This window comes from Bradyrhizobium sp. PUT101 (assembly GCF_052043945.1).
Taxonomy (GTDB): Bacteria; Pseudomonadota; Alphaproteobacteria; order Rhizobiales; family Xanthobacteraceae; genus Bradyrhizobium.
In genome coordinates this window covers 7,039,805-7,062,804 of record NZ_CP197207.1, presented here as the reverse complement: position 1 = coordinate 7,062,804, position 23,000 = coordinate 7,039,805, and the positions used below count along the sequence as shown (strand labels likewise).

General features: G+C 65.6%; 2 protein-coding genes. Both read right to left on the bottom strand.

Annotated elements, in window-relative coordinates; all coding sequences use genetic code 11:
* Position 1 precedes the first annotated feature (1 nt).
* Positions 2-16,438 (bottom strand): non-ribosomal peptide synthase/polyketide synthase, encoded by a 16,437-nt coding sequence (locus tag ACSHT2_RS33450; protein WP_440639278.1) that lies wholly within the window; start codon positions 16,436-16,438, stop codon positions 2-4.
* Positions 16,431-23,000, bottom strand: coding sequence for an amino acid adenylation domain-containing protein (locus ACSHT2_RS33445; RefSeq protein ID WP_440639276.1), 6,570 nt, complete (start codon positions 22,998-23,000; stop codon positions 16,431-16,433). Before ACSHT2_RS33445 ends, ACSHT2_RS33450 begins: the two co-directional genes overlap by 8 nt.

The following is a 23,000-nucleotide window of genomic DNA, read 5'->3' as shown; positions in this document are numbered from 1 at the left end:
CTTACTCCGCCGGTTCCGGAATCGTATCCTGCGCGATTGTCTTCGCCGTCGCCGGCACGAGCAGGCCGCAGATCTCATCGAGCAGGCCGGCATCCTTCAGGATCGTGAAATGGCTATCACCTGCGACGCCACGATCGACCGCCATCGGCAGCTGCAGTTCCAGCTGATCGCGCTGCGCCAGACGAGCCGACGTCCACCAGCAGAGCGGCGTGGCTTCGAGGCCGCGCGGCAGCGCTGTATTCTGGGCCAGCCTATTGAGATGCCGCCCGACTGCGAAGGCGACGGACAGGTCGTCCGGACCGAGCAACGCATTGTCTGACGGCGCTTGCCTGCCCTGCTCCACATCCACAACAGCCGCGACCAGATCGCGAATGCTCTCCGGCGTCTCCGGCAAGTCAGCACGCTTCGCTGCCTCGACTTGCGCCTTGATCCGAGAGGCCGCAGCGGCCGGAAGAATCGCCGACAGCAATCCGGCGAGATCATCCGCCCAGTGGGCGATCGCTTCCGGCCGGCTCGATCCGTCCGGCTGCCGCGGCACGAAGCTGTCGACCATGGCAAGACGATCGACGCGCTCACCACCGCGCTCGAGCTCGGCCGCAACGAGACTGGACAGCAGCCCTCCCAGCGACCAGCCGACCAGGCTGTACGGACCGCGCGGCTGCATCCGCCGGATCTCGGCCGCGTAGTCCACGGCCATGGCTTCGAGGGAGGCGTCGGTCCACGATGGATCGACCAGCATTCTGGATTGCAGGCCGATCATCTGCCGACGCCCTTCGAGGCGGCGCGCCAGCGGTCCGTAATCGAAGACCGTGCCGAAACCGCCATGCACGCAGAACACCGGATTCGCGCCGCGAACGGCAGCATTGAGCGGCAGCAGCGCCGATGGCGCCGCCGACGCGGCGGCGCCGCTGTCCGCGAGCAGCGCACGGATCGTCGGCTTCTGAAGCAGATCACGCAGCTTGATCTCGATCCCGAACGTCTTATCCTGGCGGAGCCGCGCCACGACCTTGAGGCACAGAATCGAATTACCGCCCAGCTCGAAGAAATTGTCGGTGGCGCCGACCTGCGGCACATTTAGAATCTCGGACCACAAGCGCGCCATCGCAATCTCTGCCGGGCCTTGCGGCGCGACGAAGCTCCGCATCGACGCGTCCGGGGACGGCAGTGCACGCCGGTCGATCTTGCCGCTCGACAATGTCGGCAATCGCTCCAGCACCATGATCCGCGCCGGCACCATATAGGTCGGCAGTATCTGCTTCAGGAAACCGGTCAAGCGCTCGACCAGCGCCTCGGCCACATCGGGCGCGACGTCGTTGGCCGCCTTCGGCGCGACATAGGCGATGAGTTGATTTCCGGCCGCACTTGGCACCGCCAAAACCGCCGCTTGGGCGATCGCCTCATGACGAAGCAGCGAGGACTGGATCTCTCCGAGTTCGATCCGGAAGCCGTTGACCTTGACCTGATCGTCGCTGCGGCCAAGATATTCGACGGTGCCGTCGTCGCGCCATCGCGCCAGATCGCCGGTGCGGTACAGCCGTGCTCCCGGCACTGCCGAAAATGGATCGGGCACGAACCGCTCCGCGGTCATGCCGGCCCTGCCATGATAGCCGCGCGCCAGCCCGAAACCGCCGAGATAGAGCTCACCGGCGACACCGGCAGGAATGATGTTGAGCGTGGAATCGAGAATGTAGGCGCGGCGGTCTCCGACCGGCACTCCGATCGGCACATAGGGCGTGTCGCATTCGGATGCACCATCGACCTTCCAGACCAGGGGCGTGACGACGGTCTCGGTCGGACCATAACCGTTGATCAGAATGCGCGGCTTGAGCACGCGCTTGACCTTGTCGAAGCCCGCCTTTGGCATCGCCTCGCCACCGAAGGAGTAGAGCTTGACCGGCGGCGGACTGCCGTTCTGCTCCACCCATTCCGCAACCTGCTGGAGATAGGCCGGCGGCAATCCGATATGGCTGACGCAATGGGCGCGCAGGTTTTCGACCGTCTTCTCCGGCGCCCACAATTCGGCATCACGCATCAACAACCGCGCGCCGTGCGATAGAACCGTCAGCCAGCGTTCATGAGCGCCGTCGAAGGCGAGCGACAGGAAATGCAGCTCGCAGGAGCTTTCGTCGATCTCGTAGAGGCGGCCCGTGACGTGACAGTGCATCGCCAGCGGTCCATGGGCGACGGCGGCGCCCTTTGGCGTCCCCGTCGAGCCCGAGGTGTAGATCAGATAGGCCAGGTTTTCAGGATGCAGTTCAGGTTGCGGCGCATGGTCCGGTCCCCGGTCGAAATCGAATGTGGACAGCGAGATTGTCTCGACACCATTCAGATTGCTCTCGATCTCCAGCTGCCCCGTCAACAGGAACCCGATTGCGGCATCGCGCATGACGAAGGCACGCCGTTCAGATGGCAGCTCGGGATCGAGCGGGACATAGGCCCCGCCCGCCTTGAGGACGGCCAGCAGCGCGATCATCGTGGTGTCAGTTCGCTCGACCACCACGCCGACGCGCTGCTCGGGTTTGAGTCCGCGGACGATCAGGTGATGGGCCAGACGATTGGCCCTGCTCTCGAGGTCTCCGAACGAGAGCACCGTGTCGCCGATGGTCAGGGCCGTCCGCTCCGGATGACGCCGCGCATGGCTGGCGATCGCCTCGTGCACCGGCGGCAGCGGAGCATTCGACGTGGCGTTCCGATTGCAACGATCTGCAAGTGCATCGTCGAGCTCCGTGACAGGATCGATGCTACCGACCAGGGCCGCGGCGTCCCGCGTCAGAGCCGCCAGCAGATGCTCGAACTGCGCCTTGATTTGCTCCGCCTGCACCGCCGTGAAATGGCTTGGCATATAGGTGTACTCGACCTGAAGGGTGTCTTCGACCAGCACCGACAGGTCCATCGGATAGTTCGTCACGTCGACATTCTTCAGGCCGCTGAACTGCAGAGCGTCGCCGCTGCGATGCATGCTGCGTTCGATCGGATAGTTCTCGAACACGATGATGCTGTCGAACATCGTCTGGCCGGCGCGGCCTGCCCAGCCCTGGATGTCATAGAGTGGCGTGTGCTCGTAATCCCGGATCGCCGAATTCCGGTCCTGGAGCGCGCGCAGCCATTCTCCGATGGTGCTGGCGGGCGGAAGCGTTTCGATCACGGGCAGCGTGTTGATGAAGAGCCCGAGCATCTGCTGCGATCCGTCGAGGCCAGCCGGACGGCCGGCCACTGTCACGCCGAACGTCACGGTGTTCTGGCCCGTATAGCGCTGCAGCAGCAGCGCCCACACGCCTTGGACGATGGTGTTCAGCGTGACCCGCTCGCGACGCGCGAACGCCTTCAGCTTCGCGGTCGCCCTCTCTCCTAGACGGGTGTAACAGCGTTCGTGGCCCGATTCCTGATGGCGGCGAGCGCCGAAGGCATCGGCGAGCTGCGTCGGCTGGTCGAAGCCTTTGAGCTGCTCGCGCCAGAAGCCTTCGGCTGCCTTGGTATCCTGCGCCAGCAGCCAGGCGATGTAGTCGCGGTAGCGCGTCGCATTCGCGGCGGGGGTCCCGCCGTAATAGCACTCCAAGACGTCTCCGACGAACCTCGCCGAGCTCCAGCCGTCCATCAGGATGTGATGGTAGGTCCAGATCAGCCGATACAGATCGTCCTGGAGCCGCAGCAGCCGCGCCCGCTGCAGCGGCGGCGCCTGGAGATCGAACTCGGCGGCGCGCTCTTCGGCAAGGGCAGCATCAATCCGTTCGCCGCCGATCGCCTGCCCGCGCCAGTCGTCCTGCTCGAACGGCACGATGGTGTCGCGATGGACGATCTGCAGCGGAGAGCCGGAGAGCTCGCGCCACAGGAAGCCGGTCCGAAGCATCTGATGGCGCGCACTCACTTCGCGCCATGCTCTGCGGAGGCGTTCCGGATCGAGGCCCCGGATTTCCACACTGACCTGGTTGACGTAGACGCCGCTGCCGGCATCGCGCAGGCTGTGAAACAGCATGCCCTGCTGCATCGGCGACAACGGATAGATGTCCTCGATCCGGTTCCAGTCCAGGCTAAGCCGATCGAGCTGCTCGCTGGACAGCCCCGTCAGCGAGCCGCGCTCCGACGCTGGGGTGTCCCTATCGGGGCCGGCATCGCGGGATGACGCAATCAGCGCCTCGATGGTCTGATGCCGGAACACAACGCGCGGCTCGATGAGCACGCCCTCGCGCCGCGCGCGGCTCACCATCTGCAGCGAGATGATGGAATCGCCACCGAGCTCGAAGAAATTGTCGGTGACGCCGATATTGGGCTGGCGCAGCAGATCGGCCCAGATCGCTGCCAGCGCCGCCTCGACCGGCGTGCGCGGCGCGACGTGCTCGGTTGACGCTGTGAGCTGATCCGGTGCCGGCAGCGCCTTGCGGTCGATCTTGCCGTTCGGCGTCAGCGGCAGACGCTCCAGCACCACGATCCGCGCCGGCACCATGTAATCCGGCAGCACCGAGGACAAGGCCGCCTTGAGTGCAATTCCGTCCAATGCTTCGCCACTGACATAGCCGACCAGCTGGCGGCCGGCGCCGGCCTCGCGCGCCACCACCACGGCCGCGCGGGCGCCCTGTGCCAGTAGCCGCGCCTCGATCTCGCCGAGCTCGATGCGGAAGCCGCGGATCTTCACCTGGTGGTCGGCACGGCCGACATAGTCGAGCACGCCGTCGGATCGCCACCGCGCCACGTCACCGGTGCGATAGAGCCGCGCTCCCGGCGGACCGAACGGGTCGGGGATGAAGCGCTCCGCCGTCAGCGCACCGCGCTGCCAATAGCCACGGGCCAGCCCGCTACCGCCGATATAGAGCTCGCCGGCAACGCCGACCGGCGCCAGATTGAGGTCGCCGTCGAGAATGTGCAGCGTGGTGTTGCCGATCGGACCGCCGAGCAGCGGACGATCGTCCATGGCATCGAGCCGATGGCGCGCCGACCACACCGTGGTCTCGGTCGGGCCGTACAGGTTCCAGACCTCGCCGGCCTGCTCCACCAGCCGCCGCGCCAGATCCGGCGGCAGCGCCTCGCCGCCGCAGAGCACCCGGCAGCTTGACGGCAGCGAGCTCCCCTCGTGATCGAGCAGCATCCGCCAGGTCGACGGCGTCGCCTGGATCATGGACACGCCGTGCCGCTCCACGATCGCCTTGAGCCTGACAGGATCATGCGCGGCCGCGCGATCCGCCAGCACCACGCAGGCGCCGATCGTCAGCGGCAGCCACAATTCCAGGACTGCGATGTCGAAGGACAGTGAGGTCAGGCCGAGCACGCGGTCGTCGGCCGTCATGCCGGGCTGTTCCGCCATGGTCGCCAGGAAATTGGTCACGGCGGCGTGGCGGACCATCACGCCCTTCGGCAGGCCGGTCGAGCCCGAGGTGTAGATCACATAGGCAAGGCTCTCACCGTGAACGGCGACATCGAGATTGCCGGCCTCCCCGGCCCCGCCGTCCTGCCCGTCGAGCAGCCAGGCCTCGGCTCCGGTCTCCTCCAGCACGGCGGCGAACTGATCGCGCAAGTCCGTCCGCGTCAGCACCAGCGCCGCACCGCTGTCGCGCAGCATGTGGGCCAGCCGCTCCGGCGGGTAATCCGGATCGAGCGGCAGATAGGCTCCGCCCGCCTTCAACACGGCCAGCAGCGCGACCAGCATCTCGACGCCGCGCTCGAGCGCCAGCCCGACCACCACGTCGGTCCCGACGCCCTGATCCCGCAATCGCCGCGCCAGCCCGTTGGCGCGCGCGTTCAGCGCGGCGTAACTCAGCCTCAACTCGCCAAACACCAGCGCGATCGCCTCGGGTGACCGGCGAACCTGGGCCTCGAACTGCGCAACGATTCCCTCGTGCGACTCATCTCGGCGCGTGTCGTTCGCCCGCGCTAGTAGGACGTCATCCGCGGGATCGCGGACCGCGATCATGCCGACCGGTCGATCTGCATCCACGCTCAGCGCTTCGATCAACCGCATAAAGACTTGCTGCAGCCGGGCGATCTGCGCTTCGTCAAAATGCTTGCGCTGATAATTGAAGACGAGGCGCAGACGCTCATCGCCCCCGACGCTCGCAAATAGCGGGTAATTGCTGGTCTCGACGATCAGGGTCTTGCTGACCTGGATTTGCCGGTTCGTCCCAATCAGCGCGTGGTCAACCGGGTAGTTCTCGAACACCAGGATGCTATCGAACAACGGCCGCCCGGGACGCCCTGCCAGGCGCTGGATCTCATAGAGCGGCGTCGAGCCGAATTCGCGCACGGCCAGATTGCGATCCTGCAACTCGCGCAACCATGCGCCGACGGTCTGCTGCGGACTGACGCCGTCGATGACCGGCAATGTGTTGATGAACAGGCCGACCATTTCTTCAGCCCCGGCAAGCTCAGGCGGCCTGCCTGATACCGTGACACCGAAGCAAACCGTCCTCTGCCCGGTATACTGTCGCAGCAACTGCGCCCATGCCGCCTGCGCCAGCGTATTCATTGTGATTCGCTCGCGCGCCGCAAATGCCTGCAGCCGTGCGGTCAGGGCAGACTCCAGCTCCAGCGCAAGCATGCCGTGGCCGGACGCTTGCGGGCCTGCCCGTTCGACTAAGCCTTCCGCCAGGAAACTCGGCTCATCCAGCCCAGCCGTCGCATTGCGCCAGAACACCGCCGATGCATCGCTATCAACGCTCTTCAGCCACGCGATATAGTCGCGGTAACGGTGCTGCAAGGCCGGCAGACGCCGCTCGCCGTTATGCTGCATCACCTCAGCGATCAACCGCGCCGAACTCCACCCGTCGAGCAGGATATGATGATGCGTCCAGATCAACCAATGCCGATCTTCGCCAAGTCGGATCAGCCGGACCCGCTGCAAGGGCGGCCGTGACAGGTCGAACCCCGCGGACCGCTCCTGCCGCGAGACGTCGGCCAGCGCTGCATCTAGTTGCGCTTGGTCCCATGCGACACTCCGTGCTCGCCAGTCATCCTCGACAAAGGGCACTTCGGCCCATCGATAGACAACCTGTTGCGGCGCGCCGGACAGGTCGCGCCAGACGAATCCGGTCCGCAGCACCGCATGGCGATCGCTGGCCGCCTGCCAGGCGCGGCGCAATTTAGCGGCATCCAGGCCGCGAACTTCCGCCGCGACCTGATTGACGTAGAGTCCCCTCTCGCCGTCGTGCATCGCATGGAACAACATGCCCTGCTGCATCGGCGACAATGGATAGACGTCCTCGATCTCGCGCCAATCGAGCGCGAGTCCATCGAGCTCGGCCTGACCGAGCCCCGACAATGCGACGTCGGATGGCGTCAGGCCGCAGGCGCCGCCGGTGCAGTGTTCGATCAGCTCACGCAATGCCGCCTCGTACAATGCGGCCAGTCTCTCGACCGTCTCGCGCCGATAGCGCTTGCGGCCGAAGCTGAACGACAGCCGCAACTGGCCATCGCGCACGGTCCCGTTCACGTTCAGCCAGCGTCGCAGCGCGCTTGCTGCATCCCGCGACGGGCCGGCGCTTTCCGCAGCCATCGCAAACAGCGCCGTCTCATCATCACCGCTGTCGATCTGGCCGAGATAGTTGAAGGCAATCTTCGGCTCCCCGACGTGCGACAGCTCCATGCGCTGCTCTTCGGAGCCGAGATGGCGCAACACGCCGTAACCTAGCCCTCGACCGGGAATTCCGCGAAGCTCCTCCTTCACGGACTTGATCAACAGCGAGCACTCTTGCGAGCCGCTGGTCAGTCGCACGGGGAACGCCGTCGTGAACCAGCCGACCGTGCGCGAGAGGTCGAGATCGCCCGGGATGTGCTCGCGGCCATGCCCCTCCAGCTCGACGAGCACGTCGTCCTGTCCGCTCCACTGCCAGACGGCGCGCGCAAGACCGGCAAGAAGGAGATCGTTGATCTGCGTGCGATAGGCCGACGGCGCTTCGGTGAGCAGCCGCTGCGTCCATTCACCTTCGAACGACAGCAGGACCTCATCGGCATCCGCAAAGCGATCGATGCTGGCATGATCGACATCGCAGGGAATATCCGCATTCGCGCGGCGGCCGCTCCAATAGGACAGTTCCGTCGCCAGTTCGGGCGACGTTGCGTAGGCCCGCAAGCGCTGTCCCCACAGCGCGTAGGCGTGGCTCTTGGGCGGAAGCGCGACCGTGGCGTCGCCTTGTGCAAGCTGCGTGTACACGGAAGCGATGTCTTCCAGCAGAATTCGCCATGACACGCCGTCGACAACCAAATGGTGGATCACGATCAGAAAACGCTGGCTGCCATCGGCGACATCGATGCCGACGGCTCGCAACAGCACCCCGCTGGAGATCGACAGGCTTGCCTGCGCCGAGGATGCCAGCGCCGTCACGGCGTCGCGGTCGGCCGCGCGCCGGACCCAGAGCAGCCCGTCCGCGGCCGGAGCGGCGCCGTGCTCAGCATGCCAGCTCCCCCGCCTCTCCTCAAAGCGCAGACGCAGCGCGTCGTGATGATCGACCACGGCGACAAGTGCGCGCCGCATCACGTCCCAGTCGACGCGGTCTCTTGGCCGCAGCAATACCGCCTGGTTCCAATGATCGCGATTTCCCGCCTCTTCCGCAAAGAAGCGATACTGAATCGGCAACAGCGGATGCGGACCGGTAATCGGTGCCTGATCGGCAAGCGCCTCGCTGCGCTGTTCGGTCCGCGCCGCGAGCGCGAGCGCTTCCAGCGTCTGATGCTGAAATACGTCGCGCGGTTCGATCAGGTATCCGGCGCGCCGGGCGCGGCTCACCATCTGGAGCGAGATGATGGAATCGCCCCCGAGCTCGAAGAAATTATCACTGACGCTGACGGCCGGCTGGCCGAGCAGCTCGGCCCAGATCGCCGCAAAGGCGATCTCGGCCGACGTGCATGGCGCCTGATGCTCCGCACTTCCATGGGCCGCGTCGGGCACCGGCAGCATATGGCGATCCACCTTGCCGCTCGGCATCAACGGCAGGCGCTCCAGCACCGCAATTCTCGGCGGCACCATGTAATCCGGCAAGACGGCCGACAGCGCCCTCCGCAGGCCCGCCTCTTCCAATCCACCCGCGCCGCTGACGTAGCCGACCAGCTGCCGACCGGCGCCGATCTCTCGCGCCACCACGACCGCGGAGCGAACGCCGGGCAGCTCGAGCAGCCGAGCCTCGATTTCGCCGAGCTCGATGCGAAAGCCACGAACCTTGATCTGGTGATCCGCACGCCCGACATAGTCGATCGCGCCATCGGCCCGCCAGCGCGCCAGATCTCCCGACCGGTAGAGCCGCTCGCCGGCCTGGCCGAAGGGATCGGGAATAAAGCGCTCCGCCGTCAGCTTTTCGCGCTGCAAATAGCCCCGCGCCAAACCCGCCCCGCCTATGAACAAGTCGCCGGTCACGCCCTCCGGAACCATGTTCAGATCTGTGTCGAGAATGCGAATCGTCACGCCGGGAATAGGCCGCCCGATCGGCACGCGCGCCGCACCCTCGTCGCGACAGGTCCAGTAGGTGGCGTTGATCAGGGCTTCGGTCGGACCGTAGCGATTGTCGAACCGGACGCTGGGAAACGCAGCGAGGACGCGTCTCATCAGTTCGAGCGACAGCGCCTCGCCGCCGGCAAACAGGCGCTTGAGCGAGGTGCAGCGCGTTGCGCCGGGCTCGGTCACGAAATGCTCGAGCATCTGCGGCACGAAATGCAGCGTCGTCACGTCATGGGCGATAACCGCATCCACCAGAAGCCGCGGCTCGCGATGCGCCCCGGGAGCCGCAATCGCAAGTCGCGCACCGGTCGCGAGCGGCCACAGAATCTCCCAGACCGAGACGTCGAAGCTGAACGGCGTTTTGTGCAGCAAGGTCTCACCGGGACCGAGACGATACTCCGCCTGCATCCAGCCGAGCCGCGCCACGAGCGCGCGATGCGAGCATGCCACGCCCTTCGGCACGCCGGTCGACCCCGACGTGTACATCACATAGGCCAGGTTGTCCGGATGAAGCGCTGCATCGGGATTGCCCGCGCACTCTTCGGTGCGAGCTTCGTCCTCTCGGTCGATGGTCCAGGCTTCGGCGTTCGCATCCGCGATCACTGGCGCCAGATGCATCAAGAGCCGCTCCTGGCTCAGCACCAGCGCTGCTCCGCTGTCGCGCAGCATGTAAAGAAGGCGATCGGACGGATAGTCGGGATCGAGCGGCAAATAAGCGCCGCCGGCCTTCAGCACAGCCAGGACAGAGACGATCAATTCGACACTGCGTTCGAGCGCCAATCCAACCAGCCGATCGCGACCGATCCCATGATCTCGCAGCCGCCGCGCCAGACGATTGGCGCGCGCGTTCAGCTCGCCATAACTGATCTCGCGGTCGCCGAAAACCAACGCGATCGAAGACGGCGAAGTCTCGGCCCGTGCTTCGATCTGCTGGACGATAGTGACACTACACGTCGGAGCCCGCTCAACGCGGCCGCTCCAGCCGAGCACTTTTTGACTCTCGTCGCCATCCAGGCCACCGAGCGCGCCAAGCGGCCGAGACGCGTCCGCCACGATCCTGGCCAGCAGCCGCGACAGCGAGACTTGCAGGTATCTTATCTGGTCGTCATCGAACCGGCCGCGATCGTAGCGAAAGCCCAGATTGATGCCGTCTGACTTGGCGAACACCGCTACCGTCAGTGCATAATTGGTGATTGAGACCTGCTCGACCCGGCCGAACCGACAACCGCTTTCGCTCTCGCCTCGCAGCGCCTGATCGATTGGGTAGTTCTCGAACACGAGTATATTGTCGAACAGCGCACGCCCGGAGCGGCCGGCTAGACGCTGAATTTCGTAGAGCGGCATCCAGCCGTGATCGCGCAGATCCATGTTGCGCGCCTGGAGTTCGCGTAGCCACGCTCCCACCTCCTCTTGTGGGTTTGCCTGATCGACGACGGGCAGCGTGTTGATGAACAGGCCGACCATGTCTTCTGCGCCGCTGATCTCGGCAGGCCGGCCCGACACCGTCGCGCCGAAACAGACCGTGCGCTGGCCGGTGTGACGACGCAGCAGCTGCGCCCACGCGCCTTGCACCAGCGTGTTCAGCGTGACGCGCTCGCGCCTGGCGAACGCCTGCAAGCTTGCCGTCAGGTCCGCCGTGAGAAGCAGGTCCAGCGAGCCATGGCCGGAGGCACCGTGGGTTGCAGGCCCTCCCAGCGTGTCCGCAAGGAAACTGGGCTCCTCCAGTTCTGCTAACGCGGAACGCCAGAACGAGGTCGACGCCTCGCGATCCTGCCTTTGCAGCCACGCGATGTAGTCGCGATAGCGGCCCCGCACGGAGGCCAGCCGCTCGCCGCGTTCGTGCTGCAGGATCTCGGCCATCAGACGCGCCGCGCTCCAGCCGTCGAGCAGGATATGGTGGTGCGTCCAGACCAACCAGTGGCGTGCGTCGTCGAGCCGAATCAGCCGTACTCGTTGCAGCGGCGCCTGCGACAAATCGAATGCCTTGGCGCGCTCAGCTTGCGAGACGCGCGCCAGCGCGGCCCGGAGCTCTTCATCGTCCATGGTGACCGCCAGCGCGCGCCAGTCTTCTTCCTCAAATGGCAAATGCGCGGAGCGATAGACTACCTGCTGTGCCGCCCCTGACAGCTCGCGCCACGCAAATCCGGTCCGCAGCACGGCGTGCCGCGCGCTGACCTCGTGCCAGGCTGCGCGCAGCCTGCCGGCATCGAGGCCACGGATCTCCAGGCTGATCTGGTTGACGTAATTGCCGCTTTCCCCATCACGCAGAGCGTGGAACAGCATGCCTTGCTGCATCGGCGACAGCGGATAGATGTCCTCGACCTCGCGACAGTCGATCGCTGCGACCAGCGCGTCGAGATCAGCCTGGCTCAAGTCCGACAACGTGAAGTCCGACGGCGTCACGCCGCGGGCGCCACCCGTGCAATGCGCGAGCAGTTCGCGCAGGGCCGCAGCATAATGCTCCGCGAGACGCTCGATCGTCGCTCGTCGGTAACGCCTGCGGCCATAGCTGAACGACAGGCGCAATCGTCCTTGGCCGACCTGGCCGTTGATGCTCAGCCAGCGGCCAAGCGGCGCGCCGTCGCTGCGCATCGGCCCGGAGCTCTCGGGCGCGAGCCTAAACGGCGCATTTTCGCCCATGCTGGAGTCGAACTGGCCGAGATAGTTAAAGACGATGCGCGGTTCGGCGGGCGCGCTCAACGCGTCACGCTGCGCCTCGGTACCGAGATGGCGCAGGACGCCGTAACCCAGCCCGCGGTTGGGAACGCGGCGAAGCTCCTCCTTGACCGATTTGATCAACGCAGCGTCGTCACCGGAGCCGCCCGGCAAACGCACCGGAAAGGCCGTGGTGAACCAGCCAACGGTGCGGGACACGTCCGCATCCGCGAAGACGTCCTCGCGTCCATGCCCCTCGAGCTCGACGACGACACCCTGGATTCCACTCCAGCGCGACACGGCTCGCGCAAGTGCCGCGAGCAGGAGATCATTGACCTGCGTCCGATAGGCGGATGGTGCCTCCTTCAACAGCTGCGCGGTCAATCCCGCGTCGAATGTCAGCTGGATTTCGTCGCCGTCGGCAACCCGGTCGACCTCGCCATGATCATCGTCGCAGGGAACCACAGCATCCGACCCTCGTTCGAGCCAATAGCCGAACTCGGCCGCCAGCTCATCGGTACCGGCATAGGCCTGCAACCGCGCGCCCCAGGATGCATAAGGCTCGCTTCCCGCCAGCGCGACCGAAGCCGCACCTTGTCGAAGCTGATCGTACACCGTCGCAAAATCCTCGAGCAGCACGCGCCATGACACGCCGTCAATGACGAGATGATGCACCACCACCAGAAGGCGCTGGCTACCGTCTGCGAGGTCCATACCGACCAGACGCAGCAGCGGCCCAGCCAACGACAGACTGGCCTGAGCCGACGAGGCGATCTCCGTGACCTCGGCAGCATCGCGGATGTCGCCGCGAATCCAAAGCAGCTCTGACGTTGCCGGCGCTGCGCCGTAGGTGGCACGCCAGCTGCCCTCTATTTCATCGAAGCGCAGGCGCAAGGCCGCGTGATGAGCGACGAGAGCGGCGAGCGTGCGTTCGACAAGTCTCCAATCCAGCCGCCATTTCGGCATCAACAGGACGGCCTGGTTCCAGTGATGGCGGTTCCCTGCGGCCTCGCCGAAGAACCGCAACTGAATCGGCAGTAGCGGATGCTCGCGTCCCTCGATATCAACTTCAGGACCGGTACGTTCCGCCTTGTATTCGCGCCGCGCCGCCTGCGCCAGATCCTGCAAGGTCTGATGCCGAAAGACGTCACGCGGCTCGATAAGCAAGCCTGCCCGGCGGGCGCGGCCAACCAATTGCAACGAGATGATGGAATCGCCGCCAAGCTCGAAAAAATTGTCCGCAACGCCGATGACGGGTTGGCCGAGCAGCTCGGCCCAGATGGCAGCGAGCACCGTCTCGGCGTCGGAGCGCGGCGCCACATGCGCTGCCGTCGCCATGGGTGTTTCGGGCGCGGGCAACGCGTCGCGGTCGACCTTGCCGTGCGTGGTGAGCGGCAGCCGCTCGAGCCGGATGATGCGGGTTGGCACCATGTAGTCCGGCAGCTCCTGCAAGAGCGCCGTCCGCATCGCCGCTTCGTCGCCCCCCGCATCGCCGGCGACATAGCCGACCAGCTGGCGGCCGACGCCGGATTCGCGGGCAACCACGACGGCCGACTGCACGCCGGCCTGTCGCATCAGCCACGCCTCGATCTCGCCGAGCTCGATCCGGAAGCCGCGGATCTTCACCTGATGATCGAAACGGCCGACATACTCGATCACGCCATCGACGCGCCACCGCGCCAGATCGCCGGTACGATAGAGCCGCGCGCCTGGCGCGCCGAACGGATCAGGGACGAAGCGCGCAGCCGTCAGCTCGGCGCGCCGCCAATATCCGCGCGCCAGTCCCTCGCCGCCGATGAACAGCTCACCAGTCACGCCGGCCGGAACGATGTTGAGATCATTGTCCAGAATGTAGGCCGAGCGGCGCCCTACCGGACGACCGATCGGCGCGTAATTGCCATCGATCTCCTCGCTGGCAGCGACCTTCCAGACCAGCGGCGTCACCACGGTTTCGGTCGGGCCGTAACCGTTGATCAACGTCCGCGGCTTGAGCGCGCGCTTGACCTTGTCGAAGCCTGCCTTGGGCATCGCCTCGCCGCCGAACGAGTAGAGCTCCACGGGCGGCGGATCGCCGCGCCACAGTGCGAACTCGGCGAGCTGTTGCAGATAGGCGGGTGGAAATCCGGCGTTGGTGACGCGCTGCCGACGCAAAGCCTCGATGGTCTGCTCGGCCGACCACAAATCAGCATCGCGCATCACGAGCGCCGCGCCGCAGGTCAGCGCGGTCCAGAGCCGCTCATGCGCACCATCGAAGGTGAAGGACAGGAAGTGCAGCTCGCGCGACTGCCGGTCCATGTCGTAGAGCCCGGCCGTGGCCTCGCAGTGCATCGCGAACGGACCGTGCTCGACCGCAACGCCCTTGGGGATGCCGGTGGAGCCGGAGGTGTAGATCACATAGGCAAGGCTGGTTGTGGCCAGCGCGATCTCCGGATCGCTTTCGCTTTCCCCCGCGAGATCGATTGCACCGAGCGGAACGATCTCGACGCCGGATGGTGGCGGCGTCAGCGCCGAGCCGTTCGCGTCAACCAGCACGACACGCGCGCCAGCATCGCGCATGGTGCCGATCTGCCGCCTGGCCGGGTGCTCGGGATCAAGCGGCAGATAGGCTGCACCGGCCTTCAAGATCGCCAGCAGCGCCACGATGAGATACGGCGAACGTCGAGCCGAGACGCCGACGAGATCGGAGCGCCCGACGCCCAAGCGCATCAGGTGGTGCGCGAGGCGATTGGCGCGACGGTTAAGCTCGGCATAGGTAATCTCATCGTCACCGAAGACCAGCGCCGGCGCATTCGGCGTTTCGGCAGCCAGCCGTGCAACCGTCCGGTGCACCGGCGTGAACGATGTGCTTGTCGTTCCCCCGTCGGCGCGGTTCCATTGACGCAATCTCTCCAGCTCCCGTTCGGACAGCAGCGCCACATTGGCGATCGATTGCGTATCGTCGGCGACCATCGCCTTCAGGATCGTGGTCCAGTGCGCAGCAAGACGCTCGATCGTCGCCGCCTCGAACAGTGCTGTCGCGTAGGTGAAGATCGCGCGGATTTCGCCCGACGGCCCCTCGTCGGTATCAAGCGCTAGGTCGAACTTGACCGTGTCAACGTGGGCATCAATCGTCTCGATCTGGAGACCGGTCCGATCGGGTGGATTGCCCGACGCCCGGCGTCGTTGATGATTGTAGAGGACCTGAAAGAGCGGGTTCTGGCTCAGGCTGCGCGTCGGCTGGAGAATCTCGAGCAGTCGCTCGAATGGAAGGTCCTGGTTCTCCTGTGCCTCGATCGTGGCCGTATGGACCGCCGCAATGAAATCCGCGATCCCTGCGCGGCCATCGATCTGCGTGCGAAGCACCTGGGTGTTGATGAACAAGCCGATCACTCCGCGCGTTTCGTCGCGGTGCCGATTGGCGACGGGCACGCCGATGTTGATGTCGGATTGGCCCGTGTAACGATAGAGCAGCAGCTTGAAGCTCGCCAGCATGACGGTGAACAGCGTCGTGCGGTGTCGCCGCGCGAGAGTGAGCAAGCCATCGGCCAACGCCGGATCGAGCTGTACTCTGCGTGCCGACCCCGCAAGGTCCGGAACCGCCGGCCGCGCGCGATCGATCGGCAGCTGGAGCACGGCCGGATCGGCAAGACGCCTGGTCCAGTATTCGACCTGCCGCTCGCCATCGACCGCGCTCATCCAGAGCCGCTGCCATTCAGCGTAATCGGCATAATCGATCTCCGGCTCCGGCAGGGCCGGTGTCTGACCGCACGCGAACGCAGCGTACAGCGTCCAGAATTCGTCAACCAGAACGCCCGTCGACCAGCCGTCGGTCACGATATGGTGCAGGCTGACGACGAGGAAGTGATCGCCCTCTTCTAGAGTCAGCAACGCCGCGCGCATCAGCGGACCCGCTTCGAGATCGAACGGCAGCGAAGCTTCCTGCTGCGCCAGCAAGCGCGCCTGCCCTTCGCGGTCATCGCCGTCGAGCGTCAGGTGCCGCAATGCGATCGATTGTGGCTCGCGGATGACCTGTTCGGCTTGCTCTCCTTCCTGCCGAAACACCGTGCGAAGCGCACTGTGGCGGGCAACGATAGCATCGAACGCCTGTTGGAGCGCGCGGGGTTGCAGCCTACCGCGCACGCGCACCGTCGCCGAGATGTTGTAGGCGGCGCTGCCCGGATCCATCCGCCACAAGAACCAGAGGCGCGATTGCGCGAAGGACAGCGGTGCCCGCTTGCGCTCCTGACGTACGATCGGCAGCATGGCGAGGTTGACGCCCTTGGCCGCGAGCTGCGACAGGAACGCGTGCTGCTTGCCGGCGTCGAGCCGCATCAGGCGCCGTGAGATGTCGCGCAGTTGCTGCTTCTGCGTGGTTGCCGTGTCACTCATCGGACAGTTCGACTTCCTTCAACATGTCGAGCATCGCGGCGATGTCGCCGCTTCGCTTGTCGATCTCGCTCTCAAGGCCCAGCGCTGCCGCCATGGTTTCAACGGTCGTCATTTCAAACAGACGGTTGAGCGGCAGGTCGTGGCCGAGATCGCGCTTGATGCGGCTGACGAGCTGCACGGCGATCAGAGAATCGCCACCGAGCTCGAAGAAATTGTCGGTGACGCCGATATTGGGCTGGCGCAGCAGATCGGCCCAGATCGCTGCCAGCGCCGCCTCGACGGGCGTGCGCGGCGCGATGTGCTCGATTGACGCTGTGAGCTGATCCGGTGCCGGCAGCGCCTTGCGGTCGATCTTGCCGTTCGGCGTCAGCGGCAGACGCTCCAGCACCACGATCCGCGCCGGGACCATGTAATCCGGCAGCACCGAGGACAAGGCCGCCTTGAGTGCAATTCCGTCCAACGCTTCGCCGCTGACATAGCCGACCAGCTGGCGGCCGGCGCCGGCCTCGCGCGCCACCACCACGGCCGCGCGGGCGCCCTGTGCCAATAGCCGCGCCTCGATCTCGCCGAGCTCGATGCGGAAGCCGCGGATCTTCACCTGGTGGTCGGCACGGCCGACATAGTCGAGCACGCCGTCGGATCGCCACCGCGCCACGTCACCGGTGCGATAGAGCCGCGCTCCCGGCGGACCGAACGGGTCGGGGATGAAGCGCTCCGCCGTCAGCGCACCGCGCTGCCAATAGCCACGGGCCAGCCCGCTACCGCCGATATAGAGCTCGCCGGCGACGCCGACCGGCGCCAGATTGAGGTCGCCGTCGAGAATGTGCAGCGTGGTGTTGCCGATCGGACCGCCGAGCAGCGGACGATCGTCCATGGCATCGAGCCGATGGCGCGCCGACCACACCGTGGTCTCGGTCGGGCCGTACAGGTTCCAGACCTCGCCGGCCTGCTCCACCAGCCGCCGCGCCAGATCCGGCGGCAGCGCCTCGCCGCCGCAGAGCACCCGGCAGCTTGACGGCAGCGAGCTCCCCTCGTGATCGAGCAGCATCCGCCAGGTCGACGGCGTTGCCTGGATCATGGACACGCCGTGCAGCTCCACGATCGCCTTGAGCCTGACAGGATCATGCGCGGCCGCGCGATCCGCCAGCACCACGCAGGCGCCGATCGTCAGCGGCAGCCACAATTCCAGGACTGCGATGTCGAAGGACAGTGAGGTCAGGCCGAGCACGCGGTCGTCGGCCGTCATCCCGGGCTGCTCCGCCATGGTCGCCAGAAAGTTCGTCACGGCGTCGTGGCGGACCATCACGCCCTTCGGCAGGCCGGTCGAGCCCGAGGTGTAGATCACATAGGCAAGGCTCTCGCCGTGAACGGCGACATCGAGATTGCCGGCATCCGCACCCTCGCTGTCCTGCCCGTCGAGCAGCCAGGCCCCGGCTCCGGTCTCCTCCAGCACGGCGGCGAACTGATCGCGCAACTGCTTCTGCGTCAGCACCAGCGCCGCGCCGCTGTCGCGCAGCATGTGGGCCAGCCGCTCCGGCGGGTAATCCGGATCGAGCGGCAGATAGGCTCCGCCCGCCTTCAACACGGCCAGCAGCGCGACCAGCATCTCGGCGCCGCGCTCGAGCGCCAGCCCGACCACCACGTCGGTCCCGACGCCCTGATCCCGCAATCGCCGCGCCAGCCCGTTGGCGCGCGCGTTCAGCGCAGCGTAACTCAGCCTCAACTCGCCAAACACCAGCGCGATCGCCTCGGGTGACCGGCGAACCTGGGCCTCGAATTGCGCAACGAACGACTGGTCTTGCGGATAATGCGCCCAGGTCCGATTCCACGCCTCCAGCAAGAGCCGGCGCTCCTCGGCAGGCAGAATGTCGACCTCTCGCACCGGCGCGCGCGGCGAGCATTCCAGCGCCTCGACCAATCGATCGAGCGCCTGCTGCATCAAGGCGCAGATGCGGTCAGGCAAGAGCGGACGGACGATCTGAGCGGTCAGCCCGAGCGCCTGACCATAGTCCTCGACGGCCAGCATCAATGGATAATTGGTGCGCTCTTCGCCACCAAGCCATTCGATGCCGGAGCCGTCCCCGTAGGCCGCCAAATCGGCCGGCATTGCGTTGTGCCGATAATTGAGGATCGAGCTGAACAGAGGTGCCGGGGCCGCAACGCCGCTACATCGTTGCGCAAGCGCCAGCGAGGCGTGCTCATGCGCCATCAGCTCGGTCAGCCGACCATGTGCATCTCGAACACTGTCCTCGACCGCCGTGGCATCGAGATCGAGCCGCAGCGGCAAAGTGTTGATAAGCAGACCCATGGTGCGATCGCCGCCGGCGCCGGCCTGCATGCGACCGAACAGGACCGTCCCGAACACGACGTGCTCGCGCCCGCTGGTTCGCGCCACCACCTGCCCCCAGGCGAGATGGAAAAGGCTGGCGAGGCTAACGCCCAATCGTCGCGCCTGGGCACGAAGCCTCACGCTCAGCTGTTCGGGCAGCATCCGCCGGGCTTCCACAACGCCGCCGCCGTCCCCGTGCACCCGGTCCAGTCCAAATGGCGTGGTCGGCTCATCGATGTCGGCGAGCATGCTACGGAAGAAGTGCTCATGCTCTGCGGTCGCCGCCGATGCGCGCGACTGCGCCACCAAATTCCGGAACGGATATGGCGGCGGCAATTCGTACCTTCGTCCGGACAGGATCTTCCCGACCTCATCGTGCATCACCTCCAGCGTGGAGTGATCGCCGATCAGGTGATGCAGCAGGACCAAGAGCAGCCAGCGTCCGCCCTTCGGATCGGCGGCGACTGCAAATCGCAGCAGCGGAGGCTCGCCAAGATCGATCCGATGGAGACGTGGATCGAACCGTCGCGCGAGCTGCTGATCCGCGGGACCTTCGCCATCCAGCACGACCTCGCTGACAACCAAGGGCGCCTGCCGCCAGACCACCTGTGCCGGCGTGGACAAGCCGTTCCACACGATGGACGTTCGCAGAATGTCATGGCGGTCGACCACCTGCCGCACCGCGTCGAGATAGCGATCGAGCAGATCACGGCTGGAAAATGCCATCTGGCCGACCAGCAGATATGGATCGCCCTCCTTCGACAGCAGATGGTGAAAGAGGATACCATCCTGAAGCGGCGAGAGGCCGTAGATGTCCTGGATGTTGGCAACGCCGCCTGGAACGCCGGCCACAATGGTGTCGATGTCGGATTGCGTCAACGCGATCAGCGACAACAATTCGGGCGTGATCGCCATCGCCTGCCGGGTGATCCGGTTGACAGGAACGTCGACTGCTCCACCGCCACCGAGGCTGGCAGCAAAGTCTGCCAGCACCGGCTTTGCGAACAGCGCACGCGCCTGCGCTCTCAGCGCATGCCGCCGCAACCGCTCCAGCATGCGAACCGCCAGCAGCGAGTGGCCCCCGAGCTCGAAGAAGTGGTCGTTACGCCCGATCCGATCGACGCCCAAAAGCTCAGCCCAGACATTCGCGACGATCTGCTCAACATCCCCCCGCGGCGGTTCGAACCCGCGCCGCGCAAACGCATCGTCCTCCGGAGCCGGCAGCGCCTTGCGATCGACCTTGCCATTTGGCGTGAGCGGCAGTGCGGCGAGGCGTACGAAGGCTGACGGCACCATATAGTCTGGCAGGCACGCACGCAGATGATCGCGCATCGCGCCGGCAAATTCTCCGGCGTCGGGCCCTGCGCCGTCGCTGCGACGCGCAGCCACGTAGGCAACCAGCCGCGTGTCGCCGCCATGATCCCGGTGGATCTGCACAACTGAATCGGCCACGTCGGCGTGCTCGTTGAGACGAAACTCAATCTCGCCGAGCTCGATACGGAAGCCGCGAATCTTGACCTGATGGTCGTTTCGGCCGAGAAACGCGATATTGCCGTCCGGCAGATAACGCCCGAGATCGCCGGTGCGATACATGCGCGCGTCCGCATCGCCGTGGAAGGGATCGTGCAGGAAACGCTCCGCCGTCAGGTCGGCACGGTTGAGATAGCCGCGCGCAACACCGGCTCCGCCAATCCAAATTTCGCCCACCGTGCCGAGCGGAACGGGCGCCCCAAACCGATCCAGAAGATAGATCCGCGCATTCGGCAGCGGGCGACCGATCGGAGCAGCGTCTCCGTCAAAGTCCGCCGGCCGCAGCCAGCTCGTGGCGCAGACCGTTGCTTCCGTCGGCCCGTAACCGTTGAAAACGGCAACGCCAGCAGGCAATCCCTTGATCAGCTCGGCTTTGGGCAGTTCGCCGGCCAGGACGAGGACCCGCAGCGAGGCCAAGCGGTCGAGATCGGTACGTCCGTGCAGCATCGCCGGCGGCAAGGTCGCATGCGTGATCGCGTTGTCCGCGAGGTAGTCAAGCAATTCCGACGCGTCCTGATGCTCGCGGGGACCAGCCAGAAATAGCGCAGCGCCCGAGCACAGCGCCATGACCACTTCCCAGATGCTGGCGTCGAAGCTGAACGAGGCAAACTGCACGGCGCGGGCGTGCGAATTGACCTCGAACAGCGCCCGCTGAGCCAGCGCCAGATTCACCAGGCCACGGTGCTCTACCATCACCCCCTTCGGCCGGCCGGTCGAGCCGGACGTGTAGATAATGTAGGCGAGGCTTCGCGAGGTCAGTCCTTTGACGAGCCCGTTCGGGTCCGACGTCGCCTGCCCTGAGACGATGGATGCGTTCACGTCGGGATCGACGATCTCGCAGCTCCTGTCCAAAAATATCGCGCGGCCCGCCTCGTCAGCGATCAGCAGGCGAGGCCTGGCGTCGTCGACGATCTGGCACAGCCGCTCCGCCGGATAGGCGGGATCGAGCGGCAGATAGGCGCCGCCCGCCTTCAGCACGGCCAGCAGGCTCACCACCATGGCAATACCGCGCGGCAGGCAGATTGCGACGGGCTGGTCCGGCATCACCCCCAGGACCATCAAACGCCGCGCAAGCCTGTTCGCTCTGGCATCGAGTTCGCCGTAGGTCAGGCGACCATCCTCGCATACCAGCGCGATGGCCTCCGGTGCCCTTCTTACCTGCTCCGCAAACAATTCGTGAATGCAGCACTCGGAGGGAAATGGTGTCGCGGTCTCGTTCCATGTTTCGAGTATGCGCCTGCGCTCCTCGGCCCCGACAATATCTACGCGATCGACCACTTGGTCCACGTCGGCGACCATGGCCTGCAGCAGGGCCAGTAGATAGCCTCGGTAACGCTTGATCGTCGCTTCGTCGAACAGCGCTGTCGCGTAGTTCAAGGAGCCGACGATACGTCCGTCGATCTCGCCGAGACCAAGCTCGAGATCGAACTTAACCTGTTGGAGCGGGATCTCCGCGACCTCGGCCGTGAGGCCGGGCAGCTCGAGGGTCCCCGTTGTTTCGTTGCTCTGCCAGGCGAACACGACTTGAAAAATAGGCGTCTGATCCAGCCCTCGCAGGGGCTGAATTGTCTCAACGACCTGCTCGAACGGCAGATCCTGATGGTCCTGCGCCGCTAGCGCAGCAGTGCGGACGCGGTGGAGCAGTTCGGCGACGCTGGGCTCTTGCGAGAGATCGACGCGGACAGCCAGCATGTTCACGAAGAATCCGATCAGGCCTTCGATCTCGGGCCGACTTCGGTTGGCCGTCGGCGTACCGATGACGATATCTGTCTGCCCGGACAGCCTCGAGAGGACCGCCGCCCAGGCTGCCAGCACCGTCATGAAAACGCTGGTGCGATGCGACTGACTCAGTTTCCGGATGCCGGATGCGAGCTCGGCATCTATCTCGATCGGCAAGGACGCACCGGCGAACGACCTGACCGGCGGCCGCGGCCGGTCCGTCGGCAGTTCGAGCGCAGCAGGGGCATCCGCGAGCGTCTCTCGCCAATAGTCGACTTGCCGCTGCAATCGCTCGCCCGACAGCCATTGTCGCTGCCAGGCGGCGTAGTCCGGATACTGGATTGCCAAGGACGCCAAGGTCTCGTCCTTACCGGCGGCGAAAGCCTGATAGAGCGCACCGAGCTCCCGCACGAGCACGCCGATCGACCAGCCGTCGGAGACGATGTGATGCTGCGTGAGCAGAAAGAGATATTCCCTCTCCTCCGTCCGGATCAGCCGGCCGCGGATCAATGGCCCTGCGGCGAGATCGAATGGCGTAACAGCCTCCTCGCTGCAGAGGCGCGCGAGCTCCTGCGCGCGATCGTCCCGCCCGCGCAGATCTTGTTCGAGCAGCGGCACGCGCTCATCAGCGGACAGCAGCACCACGCGCGGCTGTTCGCCGATCACGCGAAAGACGCTGCGCAACGCTTCGTGGCGCGCGAACAAACCGTCGATGCTCCGGCGCAACGCTTCGACATCGAGCTCGCCCGAAAGTCGCAATGCTCCACGAATGTGATAGCTGGAATTGGCACCATCGAGTTGCGCCAGCAGCCAGAGCCGCTGCTGCGCAAAGGACATCTCCAATGATCCGTCGCGCGCCACCACAGGAATGGCGGCAGAACCGCCCCTGTCGGCATTCCGGTTGCGGTCCCTGGCCAGAGAGATGAGCTTTCTCATCTGCTGGGACTCCATATCTCGCAGACTCGGCTTTGCCGTTTCAGCCAT

Coding starts and splice junctions, on each gene's coding strand:
- ACSHT2_RS33450 (WP_440639278.1), bottom strand. CDS start 16,438: ATGAGTGACACGGCAACCACGCAGAAGCAGCAACTGCGCGACATCTCA.
- ACSHT2_RS33445 (WP_440639276.1), bottom strand. CDS start 23,000: ATGGCTGAAACGGCAAAGCCGAGTCTGCGAGATATGGAGTCCCAGCAG.